This is a genomic window from Pseudomonas sp. FSO-7, assembly GCF_059579345.1.
In genome coordinates this window covers 6,219,798-6,234,855 of sequence record NZ_CM184193.1, presented here as the reverse complement: position 1 = coordinate 6,234,855, position 15,058 = coordinate 6,219,798, and the positions used below count along the sequence as shown (strand labels likewise).

19 protein-coding genes are annotated in these 15,058 nt (G+C 63.4%); 4 read left to right on the top strand and 15 right to left on the bottom strand.

The annotated features are described in order from the left end of the window. The first annotated feature begins 49 nt into the window (after positions 1 to 49). Together AC515T_RS27410 and trmB are read left to right on the top strand one after the other, a co-directional pair. Positions 50 to 844: a thiazole synthase gene (locus tag AC515T_RS27410; RefSeq protein WP_060740195.1), complete on the top strand. Its 795-nt coding sequence runs from the start codon at positions 50 to 52 to the stop codon at positions 842 to 844. Positions 845 to 853: 9 nt separating this feature from the next. Next, positions 854 to 1,579 carry a tRNA (guanosine(46)-N7)-methyltransferase TrmB gene (gene trmB, locus AC515T_RS27405; protein WP_014340682.1) on the top strand — a complete coding sequence of 242 codons (726 nt, stop codon included), beginning with the start codon at positions 854 to 856 and terminating at the stop codon, positions 1,577 to 1,579. A gap of 146 nt (positions 1,580 to 1,725) precedes the next feature. Here trmB and AC515T_RS27400 read toward each other — a convergent pair whose 3' ends face one another. The 9 genes from AC515T_RS27400 to AC515T_RS27360 all read right to left on the bottom strand — a co-directional run bounded on the left by AC515T_RS27400 (position 1,726) and on the right by AC515T_RS27360 (position 8,469). Beyond that, positions 1,726 to 2,049 carry a DUF3392 domain-containing protein gene (locus AC515T_RS27400; protein ID WP_014340681.1) on the bottom strand — a complete coding sequence of 108 codons (324 nt, stop codon included), beginning with the start codon at positions 2,047 to 2,049 and terminating at the stop codon, positions 1,726 to 1,728. An 18-nt stretch (positions 2,050 to 2,067) separates the two neighbouring features. Next, complete coding sequence (gene hemW, locus AC515T_RS27395) at positions 2,068 to 3,267, bottom strand: radical SAM family heme chaperone HemW (protein ID WP_496530713.1); 1,200 nt, start codon at positions 3,265 to 3,267, stop codon at positions 2,068 to 2,070. Beyond that, a complete protein-coding gene (gene rdgB / locus AC515T_RS27390; RefSeq protein WP_496530712.1) occupies positions 3,264 to 3,860 on the bottom strand; it encodes an RdgB/HAM1 family non-canonical purine NTP pyrophosphatase in 597 nt (198 codons plus the stop codon). Before rdgB ends, hemW begins: the two co-directional genes overlap by 4 nt. Continuing rightward, complete coding sequence (locus AC515T_RS27385) at positions 3,857 to 4,291, bottom strand: DUF4426 domain-containing protein (protein ID WP_496530711.1); 435 nt, start codon at positions 4,289 to 4,291, stop codon at positions 3,857 to 3,859. Before AC515T_RS27385 ends, rdgB begins: the two co-directional genes overlap by 4 nt. A 26-nt stretch (positions 4,292 to 4,317) precedes the next feature. Continuing rightward, positions 4,318 to 4,938, bottom strand: coding sequence for a methionine biosynthesis protein MetW (gene metW, locus AC515T_RS27380; RefSeq protein ID WP_496530710.1), 621 nt, complete (start codon positions 4,936 to 4,938; stop codon positions 4,318 to 4,320). A 7-nt stretch (positions 4,939 to 4,945) separates the two neighbouring features. Continuing rightward, entirely contained in the window at positions 4,946 to 6,085 is a 1,140-nt protein-coding gene (gene metX / locus AC515T_RS27375; protein ID WP_496530709.1) for a homoserine O-succinyltransferase MetX, read from the bottom strand. A 242-nt stretch (positions 6,086 to 6,327) separates the two neighbouring features. After that, a complete protein-coding gene (locus AC515T_RS27370; RefSeq protein ID WP_496530708.1) occupies positions 6,328 to 6,918 on the bottom strand; it encodes a YggT family protein in 591 nt (196 codons plus the stop codon). Between the two features lie 10 nt (positions 6,919 to 6,928). After that, entirely contained in the window at positions 6,929 to 7,747 is an 819-nt protein-coding gene (gene proC, locus AC515T_RS27365; RefSeq protein WP_496530707.1) for a pyrroline-5-carboxylate reductase, read from the bottom strand. 35 nt (positions 7,748 to 7,782) lie between these two features. Further along, a complete protein-coding gene (locus AC515T_RS27360; RefSeq protein WP_072405909.1) occupies positions 7,783 to 8,469 on the bottom strand; it encodes a YggS family pyridoxal phosphate-dependent enzyme in 687 nt (228 codons plus the stop codon). 54 nt (positions 8,470 to 8,523) lie between these two features. Between AC515T_RS27360 and AC515T_RS27355 the strand changes: the two genes are divergently transcribed. Next, entirely contained in the window at positions 8,524 to 9,558 is a 1,035-nt protein-coding gene (locus AC515T_RS27355) for a type IV pilus twitching motility protein PilT (protein ID WP_496530706.1), read from the top strand. A gap of 164 nt (positions 9,559 to 9,722) precedes the next feature. Here the strand turns inward: AC515T_RS27355 and AC515T_RS27350 are convergent, their stop codons facing one another. Further along, on the bottom strand, positions 9,723 to 10,334 hold the full coding sequence (locus AC515T_RS27350; protein WP_496530705.1) for a C40 family peptidase: 612 nt from the start codon (positions 10,332 to 10,334) through the stop codon (positions 9,723 to 9,725). 250 nt (positions 10,335 to 10,584) lie between these two features. Between AC515T_RS27350 and AC515T_RS27345 the strand changes: the two genes are divergently transcribed. After that, positions 10,585 to 11,013 (top strand): NINE protein, encoded by a 429-nt coding sequence (locus tag AC515T_RS27345; protein WP_057449544.1) that lies wholly within the window; start codon positions 10,585 to 10,587, stop codon positions 11,011 to 11,013. 131 nt (positions 11,014 to 11,144) lie between these two features. On the opposite strand, the gene AC515T_RS27340 is transcribed toward AC515T_RS27345, so the two are convergent. From AC515T_RS27340 to AC515T_RS27320, 5 genes are all read right to left on the bottom strand, one after another. Continuing rightward, positions 11,145 to 12,416, bottom strand: coding sequence for a dihydroorotase (locus tag AC515T_RS27340; RefSeq protein ID WP_092442757.1), 1,272 nt, complete (start codon positions 12,414 to 12,416; stop codon positions 11,145 to 11,147). After that, positions 12,413 to 13,417, bottom strand: a complete 1,005-nt coding sequence (locus AC515T_RS27335; RefSeq protein WP_003177495.1) for an aspartate carbamoyltransferase catalytic subunit — start codon at positions 13,415 to 13,417, stop codon at positions 12,413 to 12,415. The genes AC515T_RS27340 and AC515T_RS27335 overlap by 4 nt, the downstream gene beginning before the upstream one ends. 24 nt (positions 13,418 to 13,441) lie before the next feature. Next, positions 13,442 to 13,948, bottom strand: a complete 507-nt coding sequence (gene pyrR, locus AC515T_RS27330; protein WP_496530704.1) for a bifunctional pyr operon transcriptional regulator/uracil phosphoribosyltransferase PyrR — start codon at positions 13,946 to 13,948, stop codon at positions 13,442 to 13,444. 84 nt (positions 13,949 to 14,032) lie between these two features. Beyond that, positions 14,033 to 14,470: a Holliday junction resolvase RuvX gene (gene ruvX, locus AC515T_RS27325; protein WP_003177497.1), complete on the bottom strand. Its 438-nt coding sequence runs from the start codon at positions 14,468 to 14,470 to the stop codon at positions 14,033 to 14,035. Continuing rightward, a complete protein-coding gene (locus AC515T_RS27320; protein WP_496530703.1) occupies positions 14,470 to 15,039 on the bottom strand; it encodes a YqgE/AlgH family protein in 570 nt (189 codons plus the stop codon). The genes ruvX and AC515T_RS27320 overlap by 1 nt, the downstream gene beginning before the upstream one ends. Positions 15,040 to 15,058: the final 19 nt, after the last annotated feature.

The following is a 15,058-nucleotide window of genomic DNA, read 5'->3' as shown; positions in this document are numbered from 1 at the left end:
TCGGTTTCGCAGCCTTTCGCAAGAACCTCACCCCAACAGAGGATTTCCCATGAGCATCGTTCGTAGCGACAAGCCCTTCGTCCTGGCCGGTCGTACCTACCAGTCGCGCTTGCTGGTAGGCACCGGCAAATACCGCGATATGGAAGAAACCCGCCTGGCCATCGAGGCCTCGGGCGCCGAGATCGTGACCGTCGCCGTGCGCCGGACCAACATCGGCCAGAACCCGGGCGAACCGAACCTGCTGGATATCCTGCCGCCGGATCGCTACACCATCCTGCCGAACACCGCCGGTTGCTTCGACGCCATCGAGGCCGTGCGCACCTGCCGCCTGGCCCGTGAACTGCTCGACGGCCACAATCTGGTGAAGCTGGAAGTGCTGGCGGACCAGAAAACCCTGTTCCCCAACGTGATCGAAACCCTCAAGGCCGCCGAGACCCTGGTCAAGGAAGGTTTCGACGTGATGGTCTACACCAGTGATGACCCGATCATTGCCCGGCAACTGGCGGAAATCGGCTGCATCGCGGTCATGCCGCTGGCCGGCCTGATCGGCACTGGCCTGGGGATCTGCAACCCGTACAACCTGCAGATCATCCTCGAAGAAGCCAAGATCCCGGTGTTGGTGGATGCCGGTGTCGGTACCGCCTCCGACGCCACCATTGCCATGGAGCTGGGCTGCGAAGCGGTGCTGATGAACTCCGCCATCGCCCACGCCCAGCAGCCGGTCCTGATGGCCGAAGCCATGAAGCACGCTATCGTCGCCGGTCGCCTGGCGTACCTGGCCGGCCGCATGCCGAAAAAACTTTACGCCAGCGCCTCCTCGCCGCTGGATGGTCTGATCAAGTAAGAGCCATTGATGACTGAATCGAACGACACGCCGGTCCTGCCGGAAGAAGGCGAAGAGCGCCAGCACCGCCGCATCAAGAGTTTCGTGATGCGCGCCGGGCGCATGACTGAAGGCCAGCAGCGCGGCCTGGAGCAGGGTGCGCCTTTGTTCGTCCTGCCCCTGGCCGATGCGCCGGTGGATTTTGACCAGGTGTTTGGCCGCTCGGCCCCGCGCTCGCTGGAAATCGGCTTCGGCATGGGCCATTCGTTGCTGGAAATGGCCGCGGCTTCGCCGGAGCAGGATTTCATTGGCGTGGAGGTCCACCGTCCCGGCGTCGGTGCGCTGCTCAACGGCGTGCTGACCCAAGGGCTGACCAACCTGCGGGTCTACGATTGCGATGCCATCGAAGTGCTCAATCGCTGCGTGGCCGACAACAGTCTTGACCGGCTGATGCTGTTCTTCCCGGATCCTTGGCACAAAAGCCGTCACCACAAGCGCCGTATCGTCCAGGCGTCGTTCGCTGAACTGGTGCGCAGCAAGTTGAAGGTCGGCGGTGTGCTGCACATGGCCACCGACTGGGAACCCTACGCCGAGTACATGCTGGAAGTGATGAACGTCGCCCCGGGTTATCGCAACCTGGCCGAAGACGGCAAGTGCGTGCCACGCCCGGCCGAACGGCCGATCACCAAGTTCGAGCGCCGTGGCGAACGGCTCGGGCATGGGGTTTGGGATCTGAAGTTCGAGAAGGTGGCGTAAGTACCCTGAGATCCTGTTGAAAATGGGATCCCCTGTGGGAGCGAGCTTGCTCGCGATGGCGGCAATAGCAGTCAACATTGATGTTGGATGTTATGGCCTCATCGCGAGCAAGCTCGCTCCCACAGTTGCTTTAGGTTGTGGCCGGTTCAGCGCCGATCCGCCACAACCCCAATCAACACCAGCACCACCAACAGCACCGGCGCCAGGCTGTAGTTGTTGAACTGGCTCAAGCCCCTGACGATCCACGGCGTGGCATAGATCAGTGCGGCGCCGCTGCCGATCATGCACAGCAGGGCGATCAACGGGACGCGCAAGGCGCCGGCAATACTGCCCAGGCGTTGTTCGACCCAGCCCTTGATGTCGGCACCAAACAGCACCAGCAGGCAGCCTACCAATGCCAGGGAGATTTCCGACAGGTTGCTGCGGCTCCAGCGGGACACGGTGGCCAGCAGGTCGAGTACCAGATCCATTCGATTTCCTTGTGTTGATCAGCTCAGAAATGTCTGCAGCAAGTCATTGAGAAACAGCTGTCCGCGCTCGGTGGCCGCCAGACGTGTCGGTTCGACCTGCAACAACCCGCTTTGTTCGGCCTCGCGCCGGCCTTCGGCCAGGCTTTGCAGGGGCAGCCCGGTGCGTTCCGGGTACAGCCGCGCTTCCACGCCTGCGGTCAGGCGCAGGGCGTTCATCAGGAACTCGAACGGCAGTTCTTCATTGGCCAGGGGTTTCTCGCCCGCCTGGAAGCTTTTGGCCGGGTTGAGATAATCCTTGGGCAGGCGGGTCTTCCAGGTGCGCACGATGCGCCCGTCCGGATGGCTGAGCTTGCCGTGGGCACCGGCGCCGATGCCGATGAAGTCGCCGAAGCTCCAGTAGTTGAGGTTATGCCGCGCCGCCCGACCGGGCTGGGCGTAGGCCGAGACTTCGTATTGGGCGTAACCGTGTTCGGCCAGCAAGGCTTGCCCGGCTTCCTGGATGTCCCACAGCGTGTCGTCTTCGGGCAAGGTTGGCGCCTGGTTCCAGAACACCGTGTTCGGCTCCAGTGTCAATTGGTACCAGGACAGGTGGGTCGGCTTCAAGGCAATGGCCTGGCGCAGGTCGCTCAAGGCGTCGTCGAGGGACTGGTCGGGCAGCCCATGCATCAGGTCCAGGTTGAAATTGTCGAACCCGGCCTGACGGGCCATGCCGGCGGCGCGCACTGCCTCGTCACCGTTGTGGATCCGGCCCAGGGCTTCGAGCTTGGCCTGCTGGAAGCTCTGGATGCCAATGGACAGGCGGTTGATGCCCAAGGCCCGGTAAGCGATGAATTTTTCCTGCTCGAACGTACCGGGGTTGGCTTCCAGAGTGATTTCAATGTCCTGGGCGAACGATATCCGTGCCTCGACACCTTTGAGCAATCGCCCCAGGGCCTGGGCACTGAACAGGCTTGGGGTACCGCCACCGAAAAAGATCGAGCTCAACGGGCGACCGTAAACCGCGTGCACATCCTGGTCGAGGTCGGCCAGCAGGGCGTCGACGTATTCCTCTTCCGGTAGTTGCGGGCTGGCGGTGTGGGAGTTGAAGTCGCAATACGGGCATTTGCGCACGCACCACGGTATGTGGACGTACAACGCCAGGGGCGGCAGCACCGGCAGTGGCGCTCGAGGCGTTTGTACACCGCCATGGATCAGCGGTGCGGGAGCGTCGTCGATCATTGCAGGCCCAGGCGTTGACGCAGCAGGGCCATGGCGCGGGCGCGGTGGCTCAGTTGGTTCTTTTCCACCGGCCCCAGCTCGGCGCTGGAGCAATTGCGCTCCGGCACCCAGAACAACGGGTCGTAGCCAAAACCGTGCTCACCGCTGGCTTCGGTGAGAATGCGCCCATGCCACAGGCCTTCGCAGAGGATCGGCAACGGATCGTCGGCATGGCGCACCAGGGCCAGCACGCACACGAACTGCGCGCCGCGCTCGGCTTCGGGCACATTCTTGAGGGCGTCGAGCAGCTTGGCGTTGTTCGCCGCGTCACCTTTGCCGTCAGCGTAACGGGCCGAGTAAATGCCCGGTGCGCCGCCGAGGAAGTCCACGGCCAGCCCGGAATCGTCGGCCAGCGCCGGCAGGCCCGAGATGCGCGCGGCATTGCGGGCCTTGAGGATGGCGTTCTCGACGAACGACAGGCCGGTCTCTTCCGGTTCCACCTGGCTGAATTCGCCAATCGAGCGCAGCTGCACCGACCCGCCGAGCATGGCCTGCAGTTCCTTGAGTTTGCCGGCGTTGTGGCTGGCCAGTACGAGTTGGGTAAGGTTGATCATTGGCCCGGGAACAGTTCCTGGTTGAAGTTGAGGGTGTTGACCTTGTCGCCGGTTTGCACCTTGATCTCGAAGGTGCGGGTTTCCTGTTGGTCCACTGGATACTGGGCGATGTAATAGATCGCGCCTTGTTCGGTGATCTGGCGGAAGGTGAGGGGGTCTGTCTTGCTGGTCAGGTCCTTCACCGTGCCGCTGACCTGGGCCATCAATGGCTTGCCGCCCTTGATCACCGAAACATTGATCACGCCTTGGTTCTTGCTGCGAGTCAGCTCGGCAGCCTTGGCGATTTCCGGTGTCAGGAACGTGGAGTTGAAGGTGTTGTAGTGCACGGTGATATCACCGAATTTTTCCATCCGCTCGGCCTTGATGGCATCGGCGGCCAAGGCGCCAACGCTCAGGCAAGCGGTGATGAGAAACAACGCTAGACGTTTCATGTCGTGCTCCTGGTAAGGCCGGAGGCTCACACCGCGACCTGATGATCGGCAAGGCCTGGGCTGCTGACCCGATAGATGCCTATTTCACCTAACAGATTAGGCCATAGCTTGCTCGCCCACCCGTGGCGGTGCTGCTGGTCCACGGCCAGGCGATCGATGACCTTGGCTTCACGTTCGCGGCACAGCGCTTCGAAATCCTTGAAGGTGCAGAAGTGGATGTTCGGCGTGTTGTACCAGGTGTAGGGCAGGAAATCCGAGACCGGCATGCGGCCCTTGCTCGCCAGGTACCAGCGGCAGCGCCAGTGGCCGAAGTTGGGGAAGGTGATGATGCACTGGCGCCCGACCCGCAGCATTTCGTCGAGGATCTTGTCCGGGTAGTGCACCGCTTGCAGGGCCTGGGTCATGACCACGATGTCGAAGCTGTTGCTGGCGAAGTTGCCCAGGCCCTTGTCCAGGTCCTGCTCGATCACGTTGATGCCCTTGGCCACGCATTCGGCGATGTTGTCCGGGTCGTTTTCCAGGCCGTAGCCGGTGACCTGTTTGTTGTCCCGCAGCCAGGTCAGCAGTTCGCCGTTGCCGCAGCCCAGGTCGAGCACGCGGCTGCCGGCGGGGATCCATTCCTGGATGATGTCCAGATCGGCTCTCATGGCGTCCTCACAGCGTTATACGGTTCATGTAGTTGCCGAACGCCTGCAGGTAGCGCGGGATCGGGATCAAAAAGGCGTCGTGGCCCTGGGGCGCGTCGATTTCCAGGTAGCAGACGTCCTTGCGCGCGGCCATCAGCGCGTCCACCAGCTCCCGCGAGCGCGCCGGGGAGAAGCGCCAGTCGGTGGTGAACGACATCACGCAGAACTTGGCGGTGGCATTGGCGAAGGTTTTCGCCAGGTTATCGTCGAAGTTCGCCGCCGGATCGAAGTAGTCCAGCGCCTTGGTCATCAACAGGTACGTGTTGGCGTCGAAACGCCCGGAGAACTCTTCGCCCTGATAGCGCAGGTAGCTCTCGACCTGGAACTCGACGCTGTGGAAGTCGTAGTTGAGCTTTTCGCTCTTGAGGCCACGGCCGAATTTCTCGCCCATGGAGTCGTCGGACAGGTAGGTGATGTGCCCGACCATCCGCGCCAGCATCAGCCCGCGCTTGGGGATCACGCCGTGTTCCTGGAACGAACCGCCGTGGAATTCCGGGTCGGTGAGGATCGCCTGGCGCGCCACTTCGTTGAAGGCGATGTTCTGCGCCGACAGCTTGGGGGCCGAGGCGATTGCCAGGCAGTGGCGCACGCGGTCCGGGTAGGTGATGGTCCATTGCAGGGCCTGCATGCCGCCCAGGCTGCCGCCGATCACGGCGGCCCACTGGCCGATACCGAGGCGGTCGGCCAGGCGTGCCTGGCTGTGGACCCAGTCTTCCACGGTCAGCACCGGGAAGTCGGCGCCGAAGGGCTTGCCGGTGTCCGGGTTGAGGCTGCTGGGGCCGGTGGAGCCGTTGCAGCCGCCCAGGTTGTTCAGGCTGACCACGAAGAACTTGTTGGTGTCGATAGGCTTGCCCGGGCCGATGCAACTGTCCCACCAGCCGGGCTTGCGGTCGTCGACGCTGTGGTAGCCGGCGGCGTGATGATGCCCCGACAAGGCGTGGCAGATCAGCACGGCATTGCTCGCCGTGGCATTGAGGGTGCCGTAGGTTTCGTAGATCAGGTCATAGGCTGGCAACGAACGGCCGCAGGCCAGGGCCAGGGGCTCGCTGAAATGCGCCATTTGCGGCGTCACCAGACCAACGGAATCGGGGGGAAAGGCAGCTGGCATCGACCCTGCTCGCGTTGAAATGAGGCGTAAGTCTAAAGACCGCTGTGGCTAGCGGCAAGCAAAGGGCGGCGCTGATTGTCCGCCGCTTTACCCGTGGCGAGGGAGCTTGCTCCCGCTGGGGCGCGGAGCGGCCCTGAAAGCTGCTGCCCGTGACTGTTCGGGATACGGTGGCGCCCGCTTTGGGGCTGCTTCGCAGCCCAGCGGGAGCAAGCTCCCTCGCCACAGGGATCAGGTCGCCTGGATCAGATCAGCAACCGCAGGATCTCCGGCATCAGGGTCATCGCCGCCAGGTTGTTGATCACCAGCATGTCGATCAGCTTGAGCACCATGAACGCCAGGATCGGCGAGATATCCAGGCCACCGAGGTTCGGCACGATGCGGCGGAACGGCGCCAGGGCCGGCTCGCAGATCTGGTTCACCAGTTCGGCACCCGGGTTATGGCTGCCCGGCGCGACCCACGACAGGATCACGCTGATGATCAGGGCGAAGAAGAAAATCTTCAGGAACAGCGCGGTCACGCCAATGAGCGACCAGATCAGCAGTTGCAGCGGGTTGCCGGTGGTGCCGTAGGTCAGCAGCAGGGTCAGGGCCATCAGCGCCAGTTGCACGAGGATCGCCAGGACCAGCGACGACATGTCCAGGCCGAACAGGCTCGGGATGATCCGGCGCAGCGGCTTGAGCAGCGGCTGGGTGGCCTTGACGATGAACTGGCACAGCGGGTTGTAGAAGTTGGCGCGTACCAGTTGCAGCACGAAACGCAGCAGCACGATCAGCAAATACAGGCTGCCGAGGGTTTGCAGCACGTAGACCGCTGCAGTGTTCAATCCAATCATGAATGGCTCCTTATTGGCCCAGTTGTTCGGCCATTTCGGCCGAGCGGTGCGCGGCGGCGCCGAGTGCTTTTTCCACCAGGGCTTCGAAGCCCCCGGCCTGGAACGATTTGATGGCCGCTTCGGTGGTGCCGGCCGGCGAGGTCACGCGACGACGCAGCTCGGCCGCATCGACGTCGCTGGACACCGCCATGTGCGCGGCACCGAGGGCGGTCTGCAAGGTCAACTGGGCGGCGGTTTCCCGGCTCAGACCAAGCTTTTCGCCAGCGGCGGTCATGGCTTCGATCAGCAGGAAGAAGTACGCCGGGCCCGAGCCGGAGACGGCGGTGACCGCGTCCAGTTGCTGTTCGGTGTCCAGCCACAGGGCCAGGCCCACGGCCGACAGCAGCGTTTCGGCCTGCTGGCGTTGTGCGGTGGACACTTGGGCCGTGGCGAACAGGCCGCTGACGCCCTGGCGCAGCAACGCCGGCGTGTTGGGCATGCAGCGTACGATCGGCTGCTCGCCGAGCCAGTTGTTCATGCTGGCGCAGGTGATGCCAGCGGCAATCGACACCACCAGTTGATGGGGCTTGAGGCTCGGACGCAGGGCCTCGCAGACGCTTTTCATCGCTTGCGGCTTGACCGCCAGCACGATGACGTCGGCGCCGTCGATGGCCTGGGCATTGTCGGCAAAGGTTTCGATGCCGTGTTCGGCACTCACTCGGTTGCGGGTCTCTTCACCCGGATCGCTGGCGCGGATCAGCGCAGCGTCCAGGCCCTTGGCCCGCAGGCCACCGATCAAGCTGGCGGCCATGTTGCCGGCGCCGATGAAGGCAATACGCGTGTTGCTCATGACAGGTCCTTATAAAAAGATGAGTCGGCCATGGTTCAGGATTGACCGTAGTCGCGGGCGCCAAACAGGGCAGTACCGATGCGCACCCAGGTGGCGCCCTGGGCAATGGCCGACTCGAGGTCGTGGCTCATGCCCATGGAAAGCGTGTCCAGCGGCAGTGCCAGGCTGGCTTGCAGGCGTTGAACGGCGGCAAAGGCGGCATCCTGCGCGGCACGCTCTTCGGTGGGTTCGGGAATCGCCATCAGCCCGCGCAGCTTCAGGCGCGGCAAAGCGCTGATGGCGCTGGCCAGGGCGGGCAGGTCCGCCGGGGTGCAGCCGGATTTGCTGGCCTCACCACTGACGTTGACCTGGATACAGATGTTCAGCGGCGGCAACTCGGCCGGGCGCTGTTCGGACAGGCGCTGTGCAATTTTCAAGCGATCCACGGAATGCACCCAGTCGAAGTGTTCGGCGATAGCGCGCGTCTTGTTCGATTGAATGGGGCCGATGAAGTGCCAGATCAAGGGCAGGTCGGTCAATTCGACCTGTTTGCCCAGGGCCTCTTGCAGATAGTTCTCGCCGAAATCCCGCAGGCCGGCGGCATAGGCCTCACGCAGGGCCTGGGCGGGCTTGGTCTTGCTCACGGCCAGCAGTTGGACACTGCCTTCGGCACGTTGGGCGGTCTGCTCCGCAGTGCGGATACGCGAACTAACCTGAGCAATGTTGTCTGCTATCGTGGACATTAAGGAAGCGCCAGCGGTGAGGTTCGCGGCATTCTACTGGAATTGAGGAGCGCTATGGATATCACTGAACTGCTGGCGTTCAGCGCCAAACAGGGGGCGTCGGACCTGCACCTGTCCGCTGGGCTGCCGCCGATGATCCGCGTGGATGGCGATGTGCGGCGGATCAACCTGCCGGCGCTGGACCACAAGCAGGTCCATGAGTTGATCTACGACATCATGAACGACCGGCAACGGGTGGATTACGAAAAGTTTCTGGAGACCGACTTTTCCTTCGACGTGCCGGGCGTCGCGCGGTTCCGGGTCAACGCCTTCAACCAGAATCGCGGCGCGGGAGCGGTGTTCCGGACCATTCCGTCGAAAGTCCTGACCATGGAAGACCTGGGGATGGGCGAGGTGTTTCGCAAGGTGACCGAGTCGCCGCGCGGGCTGGTGCTGGTGACCGGGCCGACCGGTTCGGGCAAGTCCACCACCCTGGCGGCCATGATCGACTACCTCAACAGCCATAAGCACCATCACATCCTCACCATCGAAGACCCTATCGAATTCGTTCACGAACCGCGCAAATGCCTGATCAACCAGCGCGAGGTGCACCGCGACACCCAAAGTTTCTCCACGGCCTTGCGTTCAGCCCTGCGGGAGGACCCGGACGTGATCCTGGTGGGCGAGATGCGTGACCTGGAAACCATCCGCCTGGCGCTGACCGCCGCCGAAACCGGGCACCTGGTGTTCGGCACCCTGCACACCACGTCGGCGGCCAAGACCATCGACCGGGTGGTGGACGTGTTCCCCGGTGACGAGAAGTCCATGGTTCGCTCGATGTTGTCGGAGTCGTTGCAGGCGGTGATTTCCCAGACGCTGATCAAGAAGATCGGCGGCGGCCGGATCGCGGCGCATGAAATCATGCTGGGGACCTCGGCCATTCGCAACCTGATCCGTGAAGACAAGGTGGCGCAGATGTACTCGTCCATCCAGACCGGCGGCTCGCTGGGGATGCAGACGCTGGATATGTGTTTGAAGGATTTGGTGAGCAAGGGGCTGATCAGCCGCGAACATGCCCGGGAGCGGGCGCGTACGCCGGATAATTTCTAGCGGGGGAGGTGGTGTAGCCCTGTGGCGAGGGAGCTTGCTCCCGCTGGGTGGCGCAGCCGCCCCAAACTGACCAATGATCTCTGTGGGCCCAATCATTTTGGGTCCGCTTCGCGGCCCAGCGGGAGCAAGCTCCCTCGCCACAAAAGAGCCATGTACGCTTCAGATCAGCGCTGAACCACGCGCAGTGCACCCGGTTCTTTCGGCAGTACCCGCTTGGCGACCACGTAATGGGTGTTCCAGTACGGCTTGTTCAGCGTGTCGATGGTCACCGACTTGCCACGGCGCGGGGCGTGGATAAAGCGGTCGTTGCCCAGGTAGATGGCCACGTGGTTGACCCGGCGGCTCTTGAGCTTGAAGAAGATCAGGTCGCCGGGCTTGAGATCCTTGCGCTCGACTTTCTCGCCATGACCCGCGGCCATGGCGTTGGAGGTGCGCGGCAGGTCGAACGTGGCGTCGTTGAACGCGTATTTCACCAAACCGCTGCAATCGAAACCTTTACTTGGGCTGCTGCCGCCCCAACGATAGGGTGTGCCGAGAACATTCACGGCGCGGCTCAGGACATTGCTGGTCGTCTTGGTCGCCATGGGTGGCACCAGCCGGCTGTGGGCGGTGCTCACGCGTTGGACGCTTTGCTTGTTCTTGCTCGAAGGAGCAGAAACGTGGGATTTCGGAGTGTAGCCGTTGACGTTGGGAAGACGTTGCTCACGATTGGTGGCGTGGGCGGCCAGTGGCAATAATAGGCAGATGGTTAGCCATGTCTTGAAAAATGGACGCATTAGGCAGGGCTCTTAAAGGTTAGCGCGCAACTTTATAACAGCTTTTTTTGCGATTCCGAGGCCGTTTGTCGATTCGAAACCTGGCGCCAACCCCCCATAATTGCGACACGTTGACCCGATTGTCCGACAGAAGCCAGACACCACGGGGGTTTCCTTGGTTCAAAGTCGCCCATGACCGCTTGTCGGCGAGACACAAAAAAGTCACAAAAAGTCCGAACAAATTTTTCTATCGAGGCAAAAGAGGCCATTCATGAACAGCTATCAGCAGGACGCAATCCGCGATACCCACAGCAAAGTCATTGGGTATCTGCTGTGGATTTTCGGTTTTACCGGCGCCCATCGCTTCTATTACGGCAAGCCGGTCACGGGCACGATCTGGTTCTTCACCTTCGGGCTGCTGGGCATCGGTTGGCTGATCGACCTGTTCCTGATCCCGGCCATGGACCGCGAAGCGGACCTGCGTTTCACCCCCGGGCCCATCGAGTACAGCGTGGCGTGGATCCTGCTGACGTTTCTCGGGGTGCTGGGCGTACACCGGATGTATCAGGGCAAGTGGCTCAGCGGGATCCTTTACCTGCTGACCGGCGGGGTGTTTTTTCTCGGGGTGCTGTATGACTTCTGGACGCTGAACGATCAGGTCTCGATTCGGAATGCGCAGAAGCGTGGGGCTTTTCACTAAGTCAGCTCGGCCGAGTCGCCTGCATTCGCGAGCAAGCCCGCTCCCACAAGGGATCGCCGTGAACACATGATGTGTGAACACCCCAGATCCAATGTGGGAGCGGGCTTGCTCGCGAAGCAGGCGACTCGGTATCAAGCCTGGTGGGTGATCCGCCCATCCATCAGGGTGTAACGCACCACGCCCGGCAGGCTGTGACCGAGGAACGGGCAGTTGTCGCCCTTGGAGCGCCAGGCTTCACCGGCCACGGTGGACGCGGCAGGGTCGAACAGCACCAGGTCCGCCGCGGCACCCACCGCCAGTTTCCCCGCCGGCAATTGCAGCGCCTGGGCCGGGCCGGCGCTCAGGCGCGCCAGCAAGGTCGGCAGGTCGAGCAAGCCGTCTTCCACCAGCGTGAGGGCCAGCGGCAGCAGCAGTTCGACGCTGCTGATGCCCGGCTCGGTGGCGCCGAACGGGGCCAGCTTGGCGTCGCGTTCATGGGGTTGGTGATGGCTGGAGATGGCTGAGATGACCCCGGATTTCACTGCCTCGCGCAAGCCATCGCGGTCGGCGCGGGTGCGCAGCGGCGGCTGGACGTGATAGACGCTATTGAAGTCGATCAGCGCTTCGTCGGTCAGGATCAACTGGTACAGCGCCACGTCGGCGGTCACCGGCAAGCCGCGAGCCTGGGCCTGGGCGATCAGCGCCGCGCCGCGGGCGCTGGTCAGCTGGCTGAAGTGGGCGCGCACACCGCTTTGTTCCACCAACAGCAGGTCCCGGGCCAGGGCCACGGTCTCGGCGGTTTCCGGGATGCCCGGCAGGCCGAGGAAGCTGGCGGTCGGGCCTTCGTGGGCCAGGCCACCTTCGGCCAGGTCATGATCCTGAGAGTTGAAGATCACCGTCAGGCCGAAGGTCGCCGCGTATTCCAGGGCGCGGCACAGGGTGCGGGTGTTGCGGAAACTGTTCAGGCCGTTGCCGAACGCCACGCAACCGGCATCCCGCAGGGCAATGAGCTCGGCCAATTGCTCGCCATCGAGGCCTTTGCTCAGGGCGCCAATCGGGAAGACTTTGGTGTTGCCGGCTTCGCGGGCGCGGTCGAGGATCAGTTCGGCCACGGCCGAGGTGTCCAGCACCGGTTTGGTCTGCGGCGGGCAGCACAGGCTGGTCACGCCACCGGCGGCGGCGGCGCGGGTTTCGCTGACGATGCTGCCTTTGCGGCTGTAGCCCGGTTCGCGCAGGGCGACGTTCAGGTCCACCAGGCCGGGAGCGGCCACCAGGCCTTGGGCGTCGAGGATGTCGACCGCGACAAAACCCGTCGGCGCCGCGCCAAGGGCGACGATCTTGCAGGCATCGATATGAATGTCAGTCACTTGATCCAGGCCACTGGCTGGATCGATCACGCGTGCGCCGAGAATGCTGAGCTTCACTGGGCGTTCTCCTGGTCGAATTGGCGCTGGGCCGTTTGCCCGCTCATGGCCATGGACAGCACGGCCATGCGGATGGCGATGCCGTAGGTCACCTGGTTGAGAATCACCGAGTGCGGCCCGTCGGCCACCGCCGACTCGATCTCCACGCCGCGGTTGATCGGCCCCGGGTGCATGACGATGGCATCCGGCTTGGCTCCGGCCAGGCGCGCCGTGGTCAGGCCGAACAGGCGGTAGAACTCGCCTTCGCTGGGCAGCAGGCCGCCGGTCATGCGCTCGCGTTGCAGGCGCAGCATGATCACCACGTCGACATCCTTGAGGCCTTCGGTCATGTCGGTGTAGACCTTCACGCCGTATTGCTCGACGCCGATGGGCAGCAGGGTTTTCGGCGCGATCACGCGGATGTCCGGGCAGCCGAGGGTCTTGAGGGCCAGCATGTTCGAGCGGGCCACCCGCGAGTGCAGGATGTCGCCGACGATGGCCACCGACAGGTTCTCGAAGCTGCCCTTGTGCCGACGGATGGTCAGCATGTCGAGCATGCCCTGGGTCGGGTGGGCGTGACGGCCGTCGCCGCCGTTGATGATCGCCACTTGCGGGCACACGTGCTCGGCAATGAAGTGCGCAGCGCCGGAGTCGCCGTGGCGCACCACGAACATGTCGGCGGCCATGGCTTCGAGGTTGCGCAGAGTGTCGAGCAGGGTTTCACCCTTGCTCGCCGAGGACGTGGACACGTTCAAGGTGATCACGTCCGCCGACAGGCGCTGGGCTGCCAGTTCGAAGGTGGTGCGGGTGCGGGTGGAGTTTTCGAAGAACACGTTGCACACGGTCTTGCCGCGCAGCAACGGGACTTTCTTCACTGCCCGGGCACCGACTTCGAGGAACGAGTCGGCAGTGTCGAGGATTTCCGTCAGCAGCTCGCGGCGCAGGCCGTCGAGGGACAGGAAGTGCCGCAGCTGGCCCTGATCGTTGAGCTGCAGCGGGCGCTTGGTTTCGAGAGGCGTCATCGCGATGGACTCTTACAAGGGCAGTTAAAGGGCAAGGTCTTGCAGTTCGAGTTGCAGCGGCGACGGCCCGGAGAGCTTGACCCGCTCGTGGGCGGCCAGCGTCAGCGTCGCACCGACCACGTTCGGCCGGATCGGCAGCTCGGCGGCGTCCAGGTCCAGCAGGCACACCAGTGTCACGCTGGCCGGACGACCGTAGTCGAACAGTTCGTTCAGGGCGGCGCGGATAGTCCGGCCGCTCATCAGCACGTCGTCGATCAGCACCAGGTGTTGGCCTTCGATCTCGAACGGCAGCGCCGAGGGGCGTACTTGCGGGTGCAGGCCGTTCTGGCTGAAGTCGTCGCGGTAGAAGGACACATCCAGGGTGCCCAGCGGCGATTGGCTGCCCAGTGCTTCGAGCAAGGCCTGGGCGACCCAGACGCCACCGGTGCGGATGCCGATGTAGCGCGGTTCGCTGATGCCGCGTTGTTCCAGGTGTGCCGTGAGACGAATCGCCATCTGGCTGATCAGTTCGGCAGGATTGGGCAGGCTCATGCTGGCTCCTTCAGGTTCCCGGGCCGGTGGTGCGTGGCGCGGTCTATCGCTAAGAGAAAGCGCCTTGGCGGCGCTTTCAAAAAATCAGGTTTCGAACAGGGCGGCGTTGGCGTCGAGCCAGCCTTGCAGCAGCAGGGCGGCGGCGATGGCGTCCACCGGGTTGTCGCGGTAACTGCCTTTCTGCCCGCCGCGCACCAGGCGCTCGCCCTTGGCCTCGAACGTGGTCAGGCGCTCGTCATGGGTATAGAAGGGCAGGTTGTAGCGGCCATTGAGCCGGCGGGCGAACTTTTCGGCGCGCAGGCACATGTCGCTGGGCGTGCCGTCCATGTTCAGCGGCAGGCCGACCACCACGGCATCGGGTTTCCACTCCTTGATCAGCGCTTCGACCTGGTTCCAGTCCGGAACGCCATTCTGCGCTTTCAAGGTGCACAACTCGCGGGCCTGGCCGGTAATGACCTGGCCGACCGCTACGCCGATCTGTTTGGTGCCGTAATCGAAGCCCAGCAGCAAGCGCAGGGCCATCAGGCGTGTCCTGCCTGGCTGGTGAGCAGGCTGAGGTTGACCCCCAACCGGCTGGCCGCCGCTTCCAGGCGCAGTTCGCTGCTGGTGTTGAACAGGATGTCGGCGTCGAATGGGCAGGTCAGCCAGGCGTTGTCGGCCAGCTCGGCTTCCAGTTGCCCGGGTTCCCAACCGGCATAGCCGAGGGCAATCAGGCTTTTTTCCGGGCCGACGCCGTCGGCGATGGCGAACAGCACGTCCTGGGAGGTGGACAGCGATACGCCGTCCAGGTCCACCGTGGCCTGGTATTTGGGGCCCGACGGATGGAGCACGAAGCCGCGGTCGGTCTGCACCGGGCCGCCGATGAAAATCGGCACGTGCTGGCACAAGAGTGGCGGTTCGATCTCGGGCCGCAGTTGCTCAAGAATGTCCGCCAGGTTCAGCTCCTGCGGGCGATTGATCACCAGCCCCATGGCCCCATTGGCCGTGTGCTCGACGATGTAGGTCAAGGTATGGGCAAAATTCGGATCGGCCATGTGCGGCATGGCAATCAGGAAGTGATGCTTGAGGTAGGTGGGGCTGACGTTTTTCATAGGCGCTAGTGTGGCGGCG